Annotated in this window: 22 protein-coding genes; 14 read left to right on the forward strand and 8 right to left on the reverse strand. The window is 56.1% G+C overall.

All coding sequences use genetic code 11. The annotated features are described in order from the left end of the window. Positions 1-9 precede the first annotated feature (9 nt). From KPHS_44360 to KPHS_44390, 4 genes are read right to left on the reverse strand one after another with little or no spacing between them, the layout of a single operon-like run. Positions 10-759, reverse strand: coding sequence for a short chain dehydrogenase (locus tag KPHS_44360; protein ID YP_005228736.1), 750 nt, complete (start codon positions 757-759; stop codon positions 10-12). Further along, positions 759-1,781 carry a 3-phenylpropionate dioxygenase subunit alpha gene (locus KPHS_44370; protein YP_005228737.1) on the reverse strand — a complete coding sequence of 341 codons (1,023 nt, stop codon included), beginning with the start codon at positions 1,779-1,781 and terminating at the stop codon, positions 759-761. Before KPHS_44370 ends, KPHS_44360 begins: the two co-directional genes overlap by 1 nt. A 10-nt stretch (positions 1,782-1,791) precedes the next feature. Continuing rightward, complete coding sequence (locus KPHS_44380; RefSeq protein YP_005228738.1) at positions 1,792-2,100, reverse strand: hypothetical protein; 309 nt, start codon at positions 2,098-2,100, stop codon at positions 1,792-1,794. Continuing rightward, positions 2,097-2,420, reverse strand: a complete 324-nt coding sequence (locus KPHS_44390; RefSeq protein YP_005228739.1) for a naphthalene 1,2-dioxygenase system ferredoxin component — start codon at positions 2,418-2,420, stop codon at positions 2,097-2,099. Before KPHS_44390 ends, KPHS_44380 begins: the two co-directional genes overlap by 4 nt. A gap of 427 nt (positions 2,421-2,847) precedes the next feature. Here KPHS_44390 and KPHS_44400 point away from each other — a divergent pair, with 427 nt between their 5' ends. Next, positions 2,848-4,068 (forward strand): major facilitator family transporter, encoded by a 1,221-nt coding sequence (locus KPHS_44400; protein YP_005228740.1) that lies wholly within the window; start codon positions 2,848-2,850, stop codon positions 4,066-4,068. A 127-nt stretch (positions 4,069-4,195) separates the two neighbouring features. On the opposite strand, the gene KPHS_44410 is transcribed toward KPHS_44400, so the two are convergent. Together KPHS_44410 and KPHS_44420 are read right to left on the reverse strand one after the other, a co-directional pair. Next, on the reverse strand, positions 4,196-5,116 hold the full coding sequence (locus tag KPHS_44410; RefSeq protein YP_005228741.1) for an agmatinase: 921 nt from the start codon (positions 5,114-5,116) through the stop codon (positions 4,196-4,198). 233 nt (positions 5,117-5,349) lie between these two features. Continuing rightward, on the reverse strand, positions 5,350-7,248 hold the full coding sequence (locus KPHS_44420; RefSeq protein YP_005228742.1) for an arginine decarboxylase: 1,899 nt from the start codon (positions 7,246-7,248) through the stop codon (positions 5,350-5,352). Positions 7,249-7,849: 601 nt separating this feature from the next. On the opposite strand from KPHS_44420, the gene KPHS_44430 reads away from it, so the two are divergent. From KPHS_44430 to KPHS_44510, 9 genes are all read left to right on the forward strand, one after another. Further along, entirely contained in the window at positions 7,850-8,020 is a 171-nt protein-coding gene (locus KPHS_44430; RefSeq protein ID YP_005228743.1) for a hypothetical protein, read from the forward strand. 147 nt (positions 8,021-8,167) lie between these two features. Beyond that, a complete protein-coding gene (locus tag KPHS_44440; RefSeq protein YP_005228744.1) occupies positions 8,168-9,322 on the forward strand; it encodes an S-adenosylmethionine synthetase in 1,155 nt (384 codons plus the stop codon). 385 nt (positions 9,323-9,707) lie between these two features. Beyond that, positions 9,708-11,102, forward strand: coding sequence for a galactose-proton symport of transport system (locus KPHS_44450; RefSeq protein YP_005228745.1), 1,395 nt, complete (start codon positions 9,708-9,710; stop codon positions 11,100-11,102). A gap of 77 nt (positions 11,103-11,179) precedes the next feature. Then, the gene (locus KPHS_44460) at positions 11,180-11,680 is read left to right on the forward strand and encodes a SprT family zinc-dependent metalloprotease (RefSeq protein ID YP_005228746.1); all 501 of its coding nucleotides are present in this window, start codon (positions 11,180-11,182) and stop codon (positions 11,678-11,680) included. A 94-nt stretch (positions 11,681-11,774) separates the two neighbouring features. Further along, complete coding sequence (locus KPHS_44470) at positions 11,775-12,482, forward strand: DNA-specific endonuclease I (protein ID YP_005228747.1); 708 nt, start codon at positions 11,775-11,777, stop codon at positions 12,480-12,482. A gap of 91 nt (positions 12,483-12,573) precedes the next feature. Continuing rightward, positions 12,574-13,305 (forward strand): 16S rRNA (uracil(1498)-N(3))-methyltransferase, encoded by a 732-nt coding sequence (locus KPHS_44480; RefSeq protein YP_005228748.1) that lies wholly within the window; start codon positions 12,574-12,576, stop codon positions 13,303-13,305. 20 nt (positions 13,306-13,325) lie between these two features. Next, entirely contained in the window at positions 13,326-14,276 is a 951-nt protein-coding gene (locus KPHS_44490) for a glutathione synthetase (RefSeq protein YP_005228749.1), read from the forward strand. A 174-nt stretch (positions 14,277-14,450) separates the two neighbouring features. Beyond that, on the forward strand, positions 14,451-15,014 hold the full coding sequence (locus KPHS_44500) for a YqgE/AlgH family protein (RefSeq protein ID YP_005228750.1): 564 nt from the start codon (positions 14,451-14,453) through the stop codon (positions 15,012-15,014). Beyond that, the gene (locus KPHS_44510) at positions 15,014-15,430 is read left to right on the forward strand and encodes a Holliday junction resolvase-like protein (RefSeq protein YP_005228751.1); all 417 of its coding nucleotides are present in this window, start codon (positions 15,014-15,016) and stop codon (positions 15,428-15,430) included. Before KPHS_44500 ends, KPHS_44510 begins: the two co-directional genes overlap by 1 nt. A 52-nt stretch (positions 15,431-15,482) precedes the next feature. Here KPHS_44510 and KPHS_44520 read toward each other — a convergent pair whose 3' ends face one another. Beyond that, positions 15,483-16,136 (reverse strand): DNA-binding transcriptional regulator CsgD, encoded by a 654-nt coding sequence (locus KPHS_44520; RefSeq protein ID YP_005228752.1) that lies wholly within the window; start codon positions 16,134-16,136, stop codon positions 15,483-15,485. Between the two features lie 154 nt (positions 16,137-16,290). On the opposite strand from KPHS_44520, the gene KPHS_44530 reads away from it, so the two are divergent. Beyond that, positions 16,291-16,434 (forward strand): hypothetical protein, encoded by a 144-nt coding sequence (locus KPHS_44530; RefSeq protein YP_005228753.1) that lies wholly within the window; start codon positions 16,291-16,293, stop codon positions 16,432-16,434. Between the two features lie 50 nt (positions 16,435-16,484). On the opposite strand, the gene KPHS_44540 is transcribed toward KPHS_44530, so the two are convergent. After that, a complete protein-coding gene (locus KPHS_44540; RefSeq protein YP_005228754.1) occupies positions 16,485-17,465 on the reverse strand; it encodes a type IV pilus twitching motility protein PilT in 981 nt (326 codons plus the stop codon). 16 nt (positions 17,466-17,481) lie between these two features. Between KPHS_44540 and KPHS_44550 the strand changes: the two genes are divergently transcribed. The 3 genes from KPHS_44550 to KPHS_44570 all read left to right on the forward strand — a co-directional run bounded on the left by KPHS_44550 (position 17,482) and on the right by KPHS_44570 (position 19,057). Beyond that, entirely contained in the window at positions 17,482-18,183 is a 702-nt protein-coding gene (locus KPHS_44550) for a PLP-binding domain-containing protein (protein ID YP_005228755.1), read from the forward strand. A gap of 68 nt (positions 18,184-18,251) precedes the next feature. Then, positions 18,252-18,770, forward strand: a complete 519-nt coding sequence (locus KPHS_44560) for a YggT family protein (RefSeq protein ID YP_005228756.1) — start codon at positions 18,252-18,254, stop codon at positions 18,768-18,770. After that, the gene (locus KPHS_44570; RefSeq protein ID YP_005228757.1) at positions 18,767-19,057 is read left to right on the forward strand and encodes a YggU family protein; all 291 of its coding nucleotides are present in this window, start codon (positions 18,767-18,769) and stop codon (positions 19,055-19,057) included. Before KPHS_44560 ends, KPHS_44570 begins: the two co-directional genes overlap by 4 nt. Positions 19,058-19,059 lie beyond the last annotated feature (2 nt).

Raw genomic sequence — 19,059 nt, forward strand, 5'->3', positions numbered from 1 at the left:
CCTCACTTATTAGTTAAAGACAAAACCGCCGTTGACCGGGATCAGCTGGCCGGTGATAAAGCGCGAAAGATCGCTCAGCAGCCAGACCACGCTGCCGGTGACATCTTCCGGCTGCTGCGCGCCGCTGAGCGCGCGGCCGTTCTCATACAGTTGATGACGCTCGGCTGGAACGTATTCCGTGGCCTCAACGCGGGTCAGTCCCGGCGCGATGGCGTTGATACGGATCCGCTTTTCACCCAGCTCGCGGGCCATAGAGCGGGTCATCGCAATCACCGCGCCCTTACTGGCGACATAGGCCATCAGCCGCGGCGCGCCCCACAGTGCGGTATCCGAAGCGACGTTGACGATCGCCGCCCCTTCGCGCAGCAGCGGTACCGCCGCGCGGGTCACCAACCAGGTGCCTTTAACGTTGACCGTCATTACCCGATCCCACAGATCCGGATCGTAATCGATCATATTTTTTCCGCCGACGCCGGTGGCCATCGCTGCGTTATTGACTAAGCCATCGATAGACCCCTGCGCGCCGATGGCGCTGAAGACCTGCTCGATCGATGCTTGACTGGCAAGATCGATGGCGTGAGATTCGACCTGATAGCCCTTCCGCTGCAGGCGATGAGCGCTTTCCGCCAGCTCTCCCTGCAGGATGTCGCACATCACCACCGTCGCGCCCTGAGCGGCGCAGGCTTCGGCAAAGTGGTACCCGAGACCGCGCGCCGCACCGGTGACGACAATACGTTTACCGTTTAGCAGGCCGTTCATCAGGCGGCACCCTGCTGCGCTTCGCGGAGCGCTAACTGCTCTTTCGCCGCTTTCTGCATCATGCGGCGCAGGCGGGACAGACCGACGTCATGTTGATAAAGGTATTCATGATCGCGGGCGTTCGGCGCCAGACTTTCCAGCACCACGCGATCCTGTTCCAGTACTTCCCAGTGCAGTTTTTCCAGACGGTTGCGGTACATAAAGCGCCACAGATCGCGCTGCCAGCCCTGAACGCCGCGGATGCGCCAGAAGAAGACGCGACAGTTATCGTTATCTTCCGGAACCACCATGCCGACGATCCAGAAGTGGCCGCCCGGCCCGAAACGCTTTTTGTACGGAATAGACAGACGCATCCAGTAGGCGCCGCTGTTGCCCAGTTCAACCCAGTCAAAGTTAACGCCGCTCTGCCCTTTTTTCTCGAAGATAAAGCCGGTTTTCGTCGGCTGCAGGACCATATCGGCTTTGCGATCGCCTTCCGCCATCGAGTGCGATGACGAGTGCAGATAGGTACCGTGCATCGGGTCCATCACGTTTTCCAGCGCGTACTGGTAGTTGCATTTCCACGCCGCGGTGCACAGGAAGTTACTGTATTTTTCGCTATCGGCTAGTTCCTCAGGGAAGCTCAATTCATCAGGCTGCTGATCGGCGGTGACGCCAAACCACAGGAAGATTGCCCCGTGCGCTTCGTGCACGCTGTAGCTGCGCACGCACTGCTGGCCGACCAGCGGGCAGCGATCCACCGCCGGGACGTCTTTGACTTCGCCGTTGCCGGCGACTTCCACGCCGTGATACCAGCAGGCGATACGATCGCCTAAGTTCCAGCCCATTGACAGGCGTGCGCCGCGATGCGGGCAGCGGTCTTCCAGGGCCTGCACCTGGCCATCTTTATTCCGCCAGACCACGATCTGCTCGCCGAGACGGGTAATGCCTACCGGCGCAGACTGCACTTCCCAGCTCGCCAGCACCGGATACCACAGGCCGCGCAGTCCTTTATCAAGATAGTTTTGTACCGTTGTCGTCATCGCTGTGTCCTCAGTAGCCGTTAACCTGTAAAAATGCCTGGAAGCTGCTTTCGCTCCACGGTTCGCCCTGTTGGTCATGCATCCTGACGCCATTGAGGCCGTTCACCAGTTCACCGAGACTTTCCGCGCCCTGCTCGAACAACGTTTCCAGGGTGGCGATAAGCTGCAGTTCCCAGTTTTCCGGCACCCGGCTGCGGGTTTGCCAAATCAGATTGTGATAGTCGCCAGGCTTATGGATATTGCCGTTTCCGCCTTCCGCCGGTGGCGTAAACTGGCGGCTTTCCGGTAGCGCCGGGTTGAAGTCCAGGGATTCGCTCATGCCACGTTCTCCTCGATAAAGGTAATCTGGATCTGATTGTCGTATACCCGCACCGGGTAACGATTAAGGTTGCGACCGCCGGGTCCATGCAGGCACTGGCCGGTTTTGACGTCGAATACCGCCTCATGCAGCGGGCATTCCACCTTGCCATCTTCGACAAAGCCCTGGCTCAGGAGCGCATAGGCATGAGGGCAAACGTCTTCCAGCGCGTAATATTCGCCATCAATCAGATAAATACCGATTTCCTTACCGTCGATATTGCCGCTATATGGGAAATCTTCCTGTACTTGCTCCGCGTCACATACGCCTATCCAGCTCATCGCAATCCTCCAGGCTTTTGTTTCATATATGAAACTCTGTTTCTTATTTAATACGGTCAATATAAAAGCGGTGAATGTTTCGTCAAGCATTAATGTGACGAATTTGTTAATGAGTGGCTTTTAAATTAGCTAAGTGTGCAATTGATCACGAAAAACTGCATTCAGATGAAATGATGATATTTAAAGCGGTGATCCATTATAAATAAAAATGCCGATTTAAATTTCACATACGACTATTGACTTCTTTTCAAATCGATCATTAAAAATGGGCAACAGCGGAAACCATGGTGTTTCACCCATGAAACAGCTATTTATTTAATCATTTAAAAACAATGAGTTTCATAGGTGAACCATTTTACTCATGTAACTATTTCTGGCGTTAAAAAATAATAACTGGCAATCATTAAATTAAGCGTGGAGACAACGAATGGCGGCAAGATGGCAAGGGGTAATAGCATTACTTTTGTTAATAATTATTTCCTACGTCGATCGGGTAAATATCTCGGTGATGATCCTTAACCCGGAATTCGCTGCCCATTTTCAGTTAAATGAAAACAGAATGTTACAAGGTATGCTAATGACATGCTTTCTTCTGGGTTATGGTTTTTCGGCATTATTATTAACCCCAGTTATAGAAAGTAGATGGCATTATCGTCAGGGACTCTTAAGCAGCATTGCTATATGGGCGCTGGTGTGCGCCATTTCCCCGCTACTCGGCTCACTGCTGGGAATGTTGATCGCGCGCATCGTTCTTGGCGTGGCGGAGGGGCCGCTGTTCTCTCTGAAAACGCGCTTTATCAACGACAACTTCGCCGCTGATGAAATAGGCAAGCCGAATGCGCTGACCGCCCTTGGCGTATCGTTGGGGCTGGCGGTAGGCTTCCCGCTGGTCACTTGGCTGATGGTGCACGTTGGCTGGATCGGCTCCTTCTACGCGCTGGCGCTGCTTAACCTGCTGCTCGGCGGCGGATTAATCTGGCGGTTTCTCCCCGCGCCACAAGTAACCTCACAGCGCGCGAAGCCGGGTTTCAGGCAGACTTTCGCCCTCGCCTGGCGTACACCGCTGCTAGGCTGGATCCTGCTGGTAGAAATCGCCACGCTCAGCTATCTGTGGGGGAGTAGCGCCTGGTTGCCCGCCTGGCTGCGCGACGAGCACCACTTCTCGCTACAGACTACCGGCCTGCTGGCGGCTGTCCCCTTTCTGTTAAGCCTCGGCTCAAAGTTTCTTGGCGGCGTGCTCCTCGACAAAATGCGCCCGGAGCAGGCGCCGCTGCTGTTTATTATCGGCGGCCTACTCACCGCCGGTTCTGTGCTGGCGCTGATGCTCAGCCAGCAGCCGGCGATGCTGGCGCTGTTTATGCTGGCGGCGAACGTTTTCTGGGGATTACAGGGGGCAGCGATCCCCGCGGTGGTTCAGCATCACGCCCCGCGCGAAGCGGTGGGCAGCGCCTATGGGATCATTAACGGCATTGGCAATATTTGCGCGGCGTTTATTCCGCTGCTGATGGGAGTGGTGATGAAATCGGTGGGATCGGTCAGTTCAGGTTTTTCCGTTCTGGTGGCATCGCAGCTGATTACGCTGTGCGCCGGCGGCGCACTGCTGCTGCGTATGCGTCGCGCAGCAGCAGTAAACGCGTCTATACCCTAAATAAGTTGCAGGACAAAACGGCTAGTCGTTTTGAACAGCGCTTGCGCTGGCCCCGTAAGGACGAGGCCCAGGGATGGGCCGATTTATTGCCCACGCCTATGCAACTTGCAGTATGACGGGAACAGATTTATTCGCCCTTTTTCGCCGCCTGGATGTACAGCATCTCCAGCGCCAGGGTCGCCGCCGCCAGAGCGGTAATTTCGGACTGATCGTAGGCCGGGGCGACTTCCACCACGTCCATCCCGACGATGTTCAGGTCCTTCAGGCCGCGCACCAGCTTGATCGCGCGGTCGGAGGTCAGCCCACCGATAACCGGGGTACCGGTGCCTGGCGCAAACGCCGGATCCAGACAGTCGATATCAAAGGTCAGGTACACCGGCATGTCGCCGACGATCTGCTTCACCTGGGCAATCACGTCATCAACGCTGCGGTCGTTAACCTGGCCGGCGTCGAGCACCGTAAAGCCATTGTCTTTGTCGAACTCGGTGCGGATCCCGATCTGTACGGAGTGGTTCGGATCGATAAGCCCTTCGTTCGGCGCGGTATAGAACATGGTGCCGTGGTCGAACTCGCAGCCGTTGGCGTAGGTATCGGTGTGAGCATCGAAGTGCACCAGCGCCATTTTACCAAAGTGCTTGGCATGGGCGCGCAGCAGCGGCAGGGTAACGAAGTGGTCGCCGCCAAAGGAGAGCATACGTTTGCCGGCCGCCAGCAGCTTCTCGGCGTGAGCCTGCAGCTTCTCGCTCATTTCGCGCGCGTCGCCGAAGGCGTACACCAGATCCCCGCAGTCCACCACGTTCAGGCGCTCGCGCATATCGAAGTTCCACGGGAAACGGTTGTGCTCCCAGGCAAGGTTAGTGGAAACCTGACGGATCGCCGCCGGGCCATGACGGCCGCCCGCGCGCCCGGAGGTCGCCATATCGAACGGCACGCCGGTGATGACCCAGTCCGCATCGCTTTCATACGGCATAAAGTTCATTGGCAAACGCAGAAAGCCAAAGGCATTGGATACCAGGGAGTTATCGTATTGATGACCTAAAGTGCTCATGGATATGACCTCTTTTGACAGTCGTGGAACGTAAAAAATAAGTATAAAAAAACCCCTCCGCGTCGTTAGGCCCGACGAGGAAGGGTTTGATAGATAAATCGCTTATTGGCGTGAATTATCGCCGGTAATGCATACGGGTTCAAGTGAGTATCGCATGCTGCCGGATGACGGCTTCGCCTTATCCGGCCGACATACGCAGGCCCGGTCAGCGCAGCGCCACCGGGCATCAGCAGCTACTCGTCTTCCAGATAAGTATAGCCGTACAGTCCCGCCTCGAACTCCTCGAGGAACTGCTGCTGCAGCGCGTCGTCCAGACCGGTATTTTTCACCTGATCGCGGAACTGGGTCAGCAGCGTGTTCGGATCCAGCTGCACATACTGCAGCATATCCGCTACGGTATCGCCCTCGTCGGACAGCTCAACCTCAACGCTGCCGTCAGGGAAGACGAACACGTCCACCGCCTCGGTATCGCCGAACAGGTTGTGCATGTTGCCGAGGATCTCCTGATAGGCGCCAACCATGAAGAAGCCCAGCATCGGCGGGTTCTCCGGGTCGTATTCCGGCATCGGCATGGTGGTGGCGATCCCGTCGCCGTCCACGTAGTGATCGATGGCGCCATCGGAATCGCAGGTGATGTCCAGCAGCACCGCGCGGCGCTCCGGCGACTTGTTCAGCCCTTCCAGCGGCATCACCGGGAACAGCTGATCGATCCCCCAGGCATCCGGCATCGACTGGAACAACGAGAAGTTGACGTAGATTTTATCCGCCATTCGCTCCTGCAGCTCATCGATGATGGGACGATGGGCGCGGTTGCTCGGGTCGAGCTGCTTCTGCACCTCATGGCACATGTTCAGATACAGCTGTTCCGCCCACGCGCGCTCCTGCAGGTTGAAGGTGCCTGAGGAGTAGCCGATGTGGATATCGTGCAGGTCCATCTGGCTGTCGTGCAGCCATTCGCGCAGCGAGCGGCGGTTGCCGGTCTCGTGCATCTCCAGCCAGGTTTCCCACATGCTCTGCAGCGGACGCGCAGCGTCTTCCGCCGGCGGGGTCGCCTCGGTGTATTCGTTACGCTCAACGCCGATGATGTTGGAAACCAGCACGGTATGGTGCGCGGTCACCGCGCGGCCGGACTCGGTGATCACCGTCGGGTGCGGCAGGCCATTCTCTTCGCAGGCATCGCCGATCGCCCAGATGATATTGTTGGCGTATTCGTTCAGACCGTAGTTCACCGAGCAATCGGACTGCGAGCGGGTGCCTTCATAGTCCACGCCCAGGCCGCCGCCGACGTCGAAGCACTGAATGTTGACACCCAGCTTATGTAGTTCGACGTAGAAACGCACCGATTCACGCACGCCGGTGGCGATATCGCGAATGTTAGCCATCTGCGAACCGAGGTGGAAGTGCAGCAGTTGCAGGCTCTCAAGATGGCCTGCCTCGCGCAGAATTTCGACCAGTTGCAGCACCTGGGTCGCTGCGAGGCCGAACTTGGACTTCTCGCCGCCGGAGGACTGCCATTTACCGGAGCCCTGCGAGGCCAGACGCGCACGTACGCCAAGGCGCGGCACCACGTTCAGGCGCTCGGCCTCTTCCAGTACGATAGCGATCTCGGACATCTTCTCAATGACCAGATAGACCTTGTGGCCCATCTTCTCGCCCACCAGCGCCAGACGGATATATTCGCGGTCTTTATAACCATTACAGACGATGACGCTGCGGGTCATCCCGGCGTGCGCCAGCACGGCCATCAGTTCCGCTTTCGAACCGGCTTCCAGGCCCAGCGGCTCGCCGGAATGGATCAGCGATTCAATCACGCGACGGTGCTGGTTAACCTTGATCGGGTAGACGAGGAAGTAATCGCCGTTATAGCCATACGATTCACGCGCGCGTTTGAAGGCGGCGTTGATCGAGCGCAGGCGGTGCTGCAGGATCTGCGGGAAGCAGAACAGCGCCGGCAAGCGCTGCCCTTGCGCTTCACGCGCTTTGACTAATTCCGCGAGGTCAACGCGCGCTTCCGGGACGTCCGGATCCGGGCAAACGCTGATGTGGCCCAGTTCGTTGACGTCATAATAGTTATTGCCCCACCAGGCAATATTATAAGTACGCAGCATCTTGCTGGCTTCCTGGGAGCTCATCGCTACCTCCTGCATGGAACGTAGTACACCGTGTTCGCCTGCTGACGAAGGCGAAACCATAGACATGTCGTCAGACATAGCGAACCTCAATTTTTAATAATAAGTGTAAGACAGTTAACTACTATCGCAGTCCAAAGATGCGATAACAACCCATGAACAGTCCTAAAGCCCAGCACTATCTGCTGGTTTTGCGACTGCGCGACCGGTTTCTTATTCATATCATCGTAAAACACGTAGCCGAACAGAGTATGACAGTCCGGAGAAACCACGAGAAAACTCTTGCCAGGCAAGAGCGCCCTTGTTCAGTTTTCTGACGGCCGACCGGCCCTGGAATCCTGAGAAGCGCCGAGATGGGGTGAACATCGGCTGGTTTGCATGAGAGAGATGCAGGTTGCGGAGTGCTGACGCGCGACAGAACGACGCGACGAATCAAACGAAAAACATTGGTTCATTATCTGGTATCACCTCCACACCGCCCTGCGACAGGGTCGGCGACAAGCCAAAGCTATACATACCGGGCAACAGGCGCTACGCCGCTGCGAGATTCTGTAAATACAGACTGCTTAACCCGGCTGGAAGTGGCACCACAGGGCCATGCCCCGTGCGCTTTTTTAATGAGCCGCGCGCGGCGTTTTATACCGAGAAGCGGGGTAAAAAGCAAAATAAAAATGTGCCTGTTTGCGCGGTTGTCAGGAAATTTTGCCAGGCGGGTTTTCCCATAAATGCGACCGCCATCAAAAAAGGCTGGAAATGGGCTCAAGATTTGACCTAAAATGGCCGTCCAGAAGTTAATCCGTCTATACTGATTAACACTCAGACTGCTCGTGTCGCTACCTGCGCGGCTTTGCGCTGATTATCCACCAAAGCCACATTACACAACAGTATGAGCTATCCGAATCGTCCACAGGTGAAATAAAATATGGCAAAACACCTTTTTACGTCTGAGTCCGTATCAGAAGGGCATCCTGACAAAATTGCTGACCAAATCTCCGATGCCGTGCTGGATGCGATCCTCGAGCAGGATCCGAAAGCGCGTGTCGCATGTGAAACCTATGTCAAAACCGGCATGGTGCTGGTAGGCGGCGAAATCACCACCAGCGCATGGGTTGATATCGAAGAGATCACCCGCAACACCGTCCGCGAAATTGGCTACGTGCATTCCGATATGGGCTTTGACGCCAACTCGTGCGCCGTACTGAGCGCCATTGGTAAACAGTCTCCGGACATTAACCAGGGCGTTGACCGTGCCGATCCGCTGGAACAGGGCGCCGGCGACCAGGGGCTGATGTTTGGCTACGCCACTAACGAAACCGACGTGCTGATGCCGGCGCCGGTGACTTACGCTCACCGTCTGGTGCAGCGTCAGGCTGAAGTGCGTAAAAACGGCACCCTGCCGTGGCTGCGCCCGGATGCGAAAAGCCAGGTGACCTTCCAGTATGACGACGGCAAAATCGTCGGCATCGACGCGGTCGTTCTGTCGACTCAGCACGCGGAAGATATCGATCAGAAATCCCTGCAGGAAGCAGTGATGGAAGAGATCATCAAGCCGATTCTGCCGACCGAATGGCTCAACGCGTCCACCAAATTCTTCATCAACCCGACCGGCCGTTTCGTTATTGGCGGCCCGATGGGCGACTGCGGTCTGACCGGTCGTAAGATCATCGTTGATACCTACGGCGGCATGGCTCGCCACGGCGGCGGCGCGTTCTCCGGTAAAGATCCATCTAAAGTTGACCGTTCCGCAGCCTACGCGGCGCGCTATGTGGCGAAGAACATCGTTGCCGCAGGCCTGGCCGATCGTTGCGAAATTCAGGTTTCCTACGCTATCGGCGTTGCAGAACCGACGTCCATCATGGTGGAAACCTTTGGCACCGAGAAAGTGCCTTCTGAACAGCTGACCCTGCTGGTGCGCGAGTTCTTCGACCTGCGTCCATACGGCCTGATTCAGATGCTGGATCTGCTGCACCCGATCTACAAAGAAACCGCAGCCTACGGTCACTTTGGTCGCGAACATTTCCCATGGGAAAAAACCGACAAAGCGGCGCTGCTGCGGGAAGCGGCCGGTCTGAAATAATCTCCGCGCTTCCTCTCTTCAAGGCCAGCCTCGCGCTGGCCTTTTTATTTACGCCTCCCCCCCCTTTTCTGCGCCCCCATTTCAACGCGCGGCCGCCAAAAAATGAAAGCGATTACATAGTAAAGACTGTCACCTTCTGCCCAAAGACGCTATCTCCTGTACCCATTTTTCACAATGTTACATATTGTTTCGGTCAACTCTGATTACCGTTTTTCAAAATGTCGTCTATCCTTGTTTATATTGCTGATTTAAAAAGCATTTAATGAATTACGTTTCTTTACCTTTGTGGAAACGATTACACAGCCGTGATTATAGTCACGTTTTTTTACCGACGAGTGTCCTACCCTAACCATCGACAGAATCAATAACTCAACTGGAGGGCGTTATGCCTGACAACAAAAAACAAGGGCGTTCGAACAAGACTATGACGTTCTTCGTCTGTTTCCTCGCCGCGCTGGCTGGCCTGCTGTTCGGCCTTGATATCGGTGTTATTGCGGGTGCCTTACCCTTTATTGCCAATGAGTTCCAGATTTCCGCCCACACCCAAGAGTGGGTGGTCAGCTCCATGATGTTCGGGGCTGCCGTCGGCGCGGTCGGCAGCGGCTGGCTCTCTTTCAAACTGGGCCGGAAAAAGAGCCTGATGATCGGCGCAATCCTCTTCGTCGCCGGTTCGCTGTTCTCTGCCGCCGCGCCAAACGTCGAGATCCTGCTGGTTTCCCGTGTGCTGCTCGGCCTGGCGGTGGGCGTCGCCTCATATACGGCTCCGCTGTATCTGTCGGAAATCGCCCCAGAAAAAATTCGCGGCAGTATGATTTCCATGTACCAGCTGATGATCACCATCGGGATCCTTGGCGCCTATCTCTCTGACACCGCTTTCAGCTACAGCGGCGCATGGCGCTGGATGCTCGGGGTTATCATCATTCCGGCGGTATTGCTGCTGATCGGCGTTATCTTCCTGCCGGACAGCCCGCGCTGGTTCGCCGCCAAACGTCGCTTTGTCGATGCGGAACGCGTGCTGCTGCGCCTGCGCGATACTAGCGCCGAAGCGAAACGCGAGCTCGATGAAATCCGTGAAAGCCTGAAGGTAAAACAGTCCGGCTGGTCGCTGTTTAAAGACAACAGCAACTTCCGCCGCGCGGTGTTCCTCGGCATCCTGCTGCAGGTGATGCAACAGTTCACCGGGATGAACGTCATCATGTACTACGCGCCGAAGATTTTTGAGCTGGCGGGTTATGCCAACACCACTGAGCAAATGTGGGGGACAGTGATCGTCGGTCTGACTAACGTGCTGGCCACCTTTATCGCCATCGGTCTGGTCGACCGCTGGGGCCGTAAACCGACGCTGATCCTTGGCTTTATCGTGATGGCCGCGGGTATGGGCGTCTTGGGTACCATGATGCACATCGGCATTCACTCCTCTACCGCGCAGTACATCGCCGTCCTGATGCTGCTGATGTTCATCGTCGGTTTCGCCATGAGCGCCGGCCCGCTGATTTGGGTACTGTGCTCCGAAATCCAGCCGCTGAAAGGCCGCGACTTCGGTATCACCTGCTCCACAGCGACCAACTGGATTGCCAACATGATTGTCGGCGCCACCTTCCTGACCATGCTCAACTCGCTGGGCAGCGCCAATACCTTCTGGGTGTACGGCGGTCTGAACGTGCTGTTTATCCTGCTGACGCTGTGGCTGATCCCGGAAACCAAAAACGTCTCGCTGGAACATATTGAACGTAACCTGATGCAGGGTCGTCCACTGCGCGAGATCGGTGCCCGCGATTAACCTTCCTGAGCTTCCTCCCATCCCGGGAGGAAGCTTCCTCTTGCTCTCCCCCCTCCGCCGCACTATCCTCTGGCGCTATGAAAACGCCCCGTATTCCCATCGCTATTCAGCAGGCCGTCATGCGCAGCCTGCGGGAGCATCTCGCCAATGCGAATCGCAAGCTGGAACGCCGCTATGCGGAACCGACGCTGGTCTACCAGCAGCGTGGTACTTCCGCCGGCACCGCCTGGCTGGAGAAAAACGAAATTCGTTTAAACCCGGTGCTACTGCTGGAAAATCAGCGTGAGTTTATCGATGAAGTGGTGCCGCATGAGCTGGCGCACCTGCTGGTCTGGCAGCATTTCGGCCGCGTCGCGCCGCACGGGAAAGAGTGGAAATGGATGATGGAGAGCGTCCTTGGCGTTCCCGCGCGTCGCACCCACCGCTTTGAACTCGCTTCGGTCCGCCAGAACACCTTCCCCTATCGCTGTCGCTGTCAGCAGCACCAGCTCACCGTCCGTCGCCATAACCGGGTGGTTCGCGGCGAGGCCACCTACCGCTGCGTTCGCTGCGGCGATCTGCTGGTGGCTGAAAAATAACCATCGGAATTAATTAGAAACTTTCTGATCTGACTGATTGCATCCGGCACCCTCATTCGCTACGTTGCGGGCTCGTTTTGACACGGAGTTAACGATGTCCCGTATGCATGTTTTAGCCGTAGCGGTATTGAGCGCGGCAGTCAGTGGTCCGCTTGCGGCCGCTGGTATTAATAGTTTTTCCCAGGCCAAAGCCGCTGGCGTCAAAGTGAATGCCGACGTTCCGGGCGATTTTTATTGCGGCTGTAAAATCGACTGGCAGGGGAAAAAAGGCGTTATCGATTTGGAATCCTGCGGCTATAAAGTGCGTAAAAATGAGAACCGCGCCAGCCGGGTTGAATGGGAGCACGTAGTGCCGGCATGGCAGTTCGGCCATCAGCGTCAGTGCTGGCAGGAGGGTGGACGTAAAAACTGCGCCAAAGATCCGGAATACCGCAAGATGGAAAGCGATATGCACAACCTGCAGCCGGCGGTGGGAGAAGTGAATGGCGATCGCGGCAACTTTATGTACAGCCAGTGGAACGGCGGTGAAGGCCAGTACGGCCAGTGCACAATGAAGGTCGATTTTAAAGATAAAATCGCCGAGCCCCCTGCCCGCGCTCGCGGCGCCATCGCCCGCACCTACTTCTATATGCGCGACCGCTATCAGCTGAATCTTTCCCGCCAGCAAACTCAGCTGTTTACCGCCTGGAATAAACAGTACCCGGTCACCGCCTGGGAATGTGAACGTGATGAGCGCATCGCGAAAGTGCAGGGCAACCATAATCCGTATGTCCAGCAGGCTTGCCAGGCGCAAAAGAGCTAACCTACACTAGCGGCAATTGTTAATTTGCAGCCCTGTGCTTCCCGCCCGATGGCGGGAAGCTGGCATCTGCGCAACGAACGGAATATCAAGCATGCGCATTCCTCGCATCCATCATCCAGAACGCCTCATTGTCGGCAGCCAGATCGCGCTGAGCGATGACGCGGCCAACCACGTCGGCCGCGTCCTGCGCATGACCGCCGGTCAGCACCTACAGCTTTTTGACGGCAGTAACCAGGTGTTTGACGCGGTCATCACCGAGGCCGGTAAGAAAAACGTTACGGTTGAGGTGCTCAGTGGCGAACCTGACGATCGGGAATCGCCGCTGCATATCCATTTAGGCCAGGTGATGTCCCGCGGCGAAAAAATGGAATTCACCATCCAGAAATCGATCGAACTCGGGGTAAGCCTCATAACGCCACTGTTTTCCGAGCGCTGCGGCGTTAAACTGGATGCCGAACGTTTGCAGAAAAAGATCCAGCAGTGGCAGAAAATCGCTATTGCCGCCTGCGAACAGAGCGGTCGTAACGTGGTACCGGAAATACGTCCGGCGATGCAGCTGGAGGCGTGGTGCGCCGAGCAGGACAGCGGGCTGAAGCTCAACCTGCACCCGCGCGCCAGCGCCAGCATTAACACGCTGCCGCTGCCGGTTGAACGCGTCCGTCTGCTGATTGGCCCGGAAGGCGGGCTGTCGGCTGAAGAGATAGCGATGACCGCGCAATACCAGTTTACTGATATCCTGTTGGGACCGCGCGTTCTACGTACAGAGACTACTGCGCTCACCGCCATCACCGCCCTACAGGTGCGTTTTGGCGACTTAGGTTGAGGCGTTAACGGAGAAGAACCATGATCAAGCTCGGCATCGTGATGGATCCCATCGCAACCATCAACATCAAGAAAGACACCAGCTTCGCTATGTTGCTGGAGGCGCAGCGTCGCGGCTATGAACTCCATTATATGGAGATGAACGACCTCTATTTGATCAACGGCGAAGCCCGCGCCCGGACGCGCACGCTGAGCGTCGAACAGAACTACGATAAATGGTATGACTTCACCGGCGAGCAGGATCTGCCGCTGGCGGACCTTGACGTCATCCTGATGCGTAAGGATCCGCCGTTTGATACCGAATTTATTTATGCCACCTACATCCTGGAGCGGGCGGAAGAGAAAGGCACGCTTATCGTCAACAAGCCGCAGAGTCTGCGCGACTGTAACGAGAAGCTGTTCACCGCCTGGTTCTCTGAACTGACTCCGGAAACGTTGGTCACCCGCAATAAAGCCCAGCTGAAAGCCTTCTGGGAAAAGCACGGCGATATCATCATGAAACCGCTCGACGGCATGGGCGGCGCCTCTATTTTCCGGGTTAAAGCCGGCGATCCAAACCTTGGGGTGATTGCCGAGACGCTGACCGAACTGGGCAGCCGCTACTGCATGGCGCAGAACTATCTGCCGGCCATTAAAGATGGCGACAAGCGCGTGTTGGTAGTGGATGGAGAGCCCGTGCCTTACTGCCTGGCGCGAATTCCGCAGGGTGGCGAGACCCGCGGCAATCTGGCCGCCGGCGGCCGCGGCGAAGCCCGCCCGTTGACCGAAAGCGACTGGGAAATCGCCCGCCGCGTCGGCCCGACGCTGAAGGCCAAAGGCCTTATCTTCGTCGGCCTGGATATCATCGGCGACCGTCTGACGGAAATTAACGTCACCAGCCCCACCTGCGTACGCGAAATCGAAGCCGCCTTCCCGGATATTTCGATCACCGGTATGCTGATGGACGCTATCGAAAGACGTATCGATAAATAAGCACGACGGCGGACCAACGTCCGCTTTTGGCGCAGCGAGCGCGGATTACCGCGCTCGTGAAACGTTGCCAGCCTGACGCCACTCGGGCGCCAGCCAGATAAAGTGCATCGACACCATTCTACTTTGCCCGCATACTGGGTGTTGCTTTTTTGAACCAGGAACGAACCTCTGACAATGAATTTACAGCATCACTTTCTGATTGCCATGCCCGCGCTTCAGGACCCCATTTTCCGCCGCTCCGTAGTCTATATCTGCGAGTACAACGACGAGGGTGCCATGGGCATTATTATCAATAAGCCGCTGGAAAATCTGCAGGTGGAAGGGATCCTTGAGAAGCTCAAAATTGTCCCGGAGCCGCGCAATCCAGAGATCCGTCTGGATAAACCGGTGATGCTGGGAGGCCCGCTGGCGGAAGACCGCGGCTTCATTTTGCATACCCCGCCCTCTGACTTTTCCTCGAGCATTCGCATCTCGGATAACACGGTGATTACCACCTCGCGGGATGTTCTTGAAACCTTAGGAACCGATCGGCAGCCGGGCAACGTGCTGGTTGCGTTGGGCTACTCTTCGTGGGAGAAAGGGCAGCTGGAGCAGGAGATTTTAGATAATGCCTGGCTCACCGCCCCGGCGGATCAGAATATTCTTTTCCGTACGCCGATCGCCGATCGCTGGCGCGAGGCGGCTAAACTGATTGGTATCGACATTGTGACGATGCCAGGCGTCGCGGGGCATGCGTGATGAGCGGAACCTTTCTCGGCTTTGACTTTGGCACCAAAAGCATCGGCGTGGCGGTGGGACAACGCATCACCGCGACCGCACGACCATTACCGGCGCTGAAGGCGCAGGATGGTAAACCGGACTGGAACGTCATCGAAAAACTGCTTAAAGAGTGGCAGCCTGAGGCGGTAATCGTCGGCCTGCCGCTCAATATGGACGGCACCGAGCAACCGCTGACGGCGCGCGCGCGTAATTTCGCCAATAAAATTCATGGCCGCTTTGGCGTCGCGATCCTTCTCCACGATGAACGGCTGAGTACGGTTGAGGCCCGCGCGGGCCTGTTTGAACACGGCGGCTACCGGGCGCTGAATAAAGGCAGCGTCGATTCAGCCTCTGCCGTAGTCATACTGGAAAGCTACTTCGAGCAGAGCTTTTAAACTCTGCCCTCCTGCGCCGCCGGCGGACCGCTGACGGCGCACGTTTACCCGCTTAGTGGCGCAGATGTTCGTTAGCCCAGCTCACCGCCTGGGTGCGATTTTTCACGCTCAGTTTACGAAACACATTGTACAGGTGCGTCCGCACCGTGTTCTCGCTGATAAACAGCGCGCGGGCGATATCCAGGTTCGTCGCGCCGCAGCGCAGTTCGTTGAGGATCTCGCATTCCCGCTCGGTCAGCGGCGAGTTCTCTACTGGAGTCGATGCATGGTCCGCAGCGTACATCGCCGGGTGCATCACGCTCAATTCAGCCGTCTGCTCGCCGTTCAGCACGGCCTTAACGCCCTCAATTAAGCGCGATTCATCATCGTCATGACGGAACACGCCATATAAAGCCGGCCACTGCGCCATTTCGTATAGCTCATACTTTTGTGCGCTATTAATAATCAACAAACGAGGATTATCTGCCTGCAGGCGAATAATATCCCGCCACACCCCGTTTAATTTCTTATTTGACACTGCAATATCAAATAATATTACAGAATCTTTTGCCAAACGCTGCGCCAGCGGTTTATTAATATTTTGTAAAACCACCGGTGCCATCAGGGTTTCGCTCAGATAGCTGGCAAAGGCTTTGCTTTGAATAGACGGGTGGGTAATAAAGGTTACCTGACGAGAAGATGATGAATTTCCATTTAAATTAATCACTTAAAACTCTCCTTAGCTGTTACCCACCGCCATGGTGGTTAAATGAATAAAAAAAGATACAAACAGTCGTGAATTTATAAATCACCAAGGTAATTTACAAACTGAAACGTTATTCCATGAGAATCATCCTATTCCCACAAACAGCATAAATCGAATGACTCAAAGCTGTCAAAAGATAATCAAACTTTTTTCCTGGAAATGCGTATTCACTGTCGACATATCTAATCTGAATGTGTTATTTGAATTTATAATCAAAAGTTATTTGTATTACCAAATAATATTAATAAACAACAAATAAACATTCATCTAACATATTATTTAACCTGTCATATCAATCTCTTTCTCATCTTATAGCGCGCCTGCAGCGACACATTGCTGAAAACTCTGGGTAAAGGTCAACATTCCGGCCTGCATCCCGGTCTGCATCACACCAGGCAATTGATGTACTTTTCCTTCACGGATCAAATTCGCCACCGCTGGCGTGTTGACCAGAAGCTCGTATAGCGCAACTCTCCCGCCCTGACGTGCAGGTAACAATTTTTGCGCCAGTACCGCGCACAGGCTTCCGGCAAGCTGGCTACGAACCTGATCTTTCTCCTCCGCCGGAAAGACATCGATTAATCTCTCCACCGCCGGCGCCGCGCCGCGGGTATGTAATGTCGCCATTACCAGGTGCCCGGTCTCCGCCGCGGTTAACGCCAGGCGAATGGTTTCGCTATCGCGTAGCTCCCCGAGCAGGATCACATCCGGATCCTGGCGCAGCGCCACGCGGAGCGCCGCGGCGAACGAAGGACAGTGACGGCCAACTTCCCGCTGCTGGATCAGACAGCGCTCGCTGTGATGAATAAATTCCACCGGATCTTCAAGCGTCAGAATATGGCCATCAAGATGCTGATTGAGGTGCCCCACCATTGCCGCCAGGGTGGTCGACTTGCCGCTGCCCGTCGCTCCGGTGACCAACAGCAAACCACTCTCTTCCGCCAGCAGTTCGCTCAGCGCAGGCGGGGCGCCGAGCGTGTCCAGACGCGGGCACTGTTCAGGAAGGAGGCGCAGCACCAGCGATATCCCACGCGTATGGGCGAAGGCGCTGGCGCGCAGCCGCGCACCGCAGGCCAGGGTCAGCGCAAAGTCAATCTGGCCGTGTTCCTGCCAGTGCAGTAACTGTGCGGCATCGAGCCAGTCGTTGAGTAAATTCGCAATATCCGGCGCGGGAAAGGGCGCGGGCTGCAGCCTGCCCTGCCGCCACCAGCGTGGTGCGGCGGAATTGCACAGGTGTAGATCGGAGACATTATGCTTTACACTAAGGGCTACGATTTCTTCCAGCTTCATAACTCATCCTCGGAATATGAACGATATTGCGCATAACCTGGCACAGGTCCGGGACAAAATCTCCGGTGCTGCCGCCCTATGCGGGCGTGCGCCAGAAGAAGTGACATTGCTTGCAGTGAGTAAAACGAAACCTGCGAGCGCGATCGAAGAAGCCATTGCGGCAGGCCAGCGGGCATTTGGTGAAAACTACGTCCAGGAGGGCGTGGAGAAGATTAACCATTTCCAGCAGGCTGGCGTCAGCGGGCTGCAGTGGCACTTTATTGGCCCCCTGCAGTCCAACAAAAGTCGGTTGGTGGCAGAGCATTTTGACTGGTGCCACACCGTCGATCGGCTGAAAATCGCCACCCGCCTGAACGAGCAGCGCCCGGCGCATTTGCCGCCGCTGAAGGTGCTGATTCAAATTAACATCAGCGATGAGCAGAGCAAATCCGGCATCCCGCTGGAAGCGCTCGACGGCTTAGCGGCGGAGATCGCTGAGTTACCTCATCTGGAACTGCGCGGCCTGATGGCCATCCCCGCGCCTGAGTCAGAATATGTAAGGCAGTTTGCCGTCGCCCGGCAAATGGCGGTAGCATTTGCGCGATTAAAAACGCGGTACCCCACGGTCGATACGTTGTCTCTGGGAATGTCGGACGATATGGAAGCCGCAATCGCGGCGGGAAGCACGATGGTGCGCATCGGTACAGCCATTTTTGGTGCGCGCGACTACAGCAAATAATAAGGAATCTGAGGAACGCCATGAAGACGTTGACTTTCCTGCTTTCAACGGTCATTGAGCTTTACACGATGGTCGTGTTGTTACGCGTCTGGATGCAGTGGGCGCGCTGCGACTTTTACAATCCGTTTTCGCAGTTTGTGGTGAAAGCCACGCAGCCGATTGTCGGACCGCTGCGCCGGATTATCCCGGCAATGGGGCCGATTGACAGCGCCTCGCTGCTGGTGGCATTTATTCTCTGCGTCATCAAAGCGATCGTGCTGTTTATGGTGATCACCTTCCAGCCGATCATCTGGATCTCCGCTCTGCTTATTCTGCTGAAAACCATCGGCTCGTTGATCTTCTGGGTACTGCTATTGATGGCGATCATGAGCTGGGTCAGCCAGGGCCGTAGCCCGGTGGAGTATGTGCTGATGCAGCTGGCGGACCCGCTGCTGCGCCCTATCCGCAACCTGCTGCCGTCGATGGGCGGTATCGATTTCTCGCCGATGGTGCTGGTACTGCTGTTGTACGTAATCAATATGGGCATCGCCGAAGTGCTGCAGGCCACCGGTAATGTACTGCTGCCGGGGCTGTGGATGGCGCTATGAGTGCCGTTGAAACCTGCGCTGACGGGCTGGTGTTGAGGCTGTACATTCAGCCTAAGGCCAGCCGCGATAGCATCGTGGGCGTACATGGCGACGAGCTTAAAGTCGCCATTACCGCCCCGCCCGTTGATGGCCAGGCCAATGCCCACCTGGTGAAATTTCTCGCCAAACAGTTCCGCGTCGCCAAAAGCCAGGTACTGATTGAAAAAGGCGAGCTGGGCCGCCATAAGCAAGTTAAAATCATCGCCCCACAACAGATCCCGACTGCGGTCGCGGCGCTAACTGAATAAAC

The sequence above is a fragment of the Klebsiella pneumoniae subsp. pneumoniae HS11286 genome (assembly GCF_000240185.1).
Lineage (GTDB): Bacteria > Pseudomonadota > Gammaproteobacteria > Enterobacterales > Enterobacteriaceae > Klebsiella > Klebsiella pneumoniae.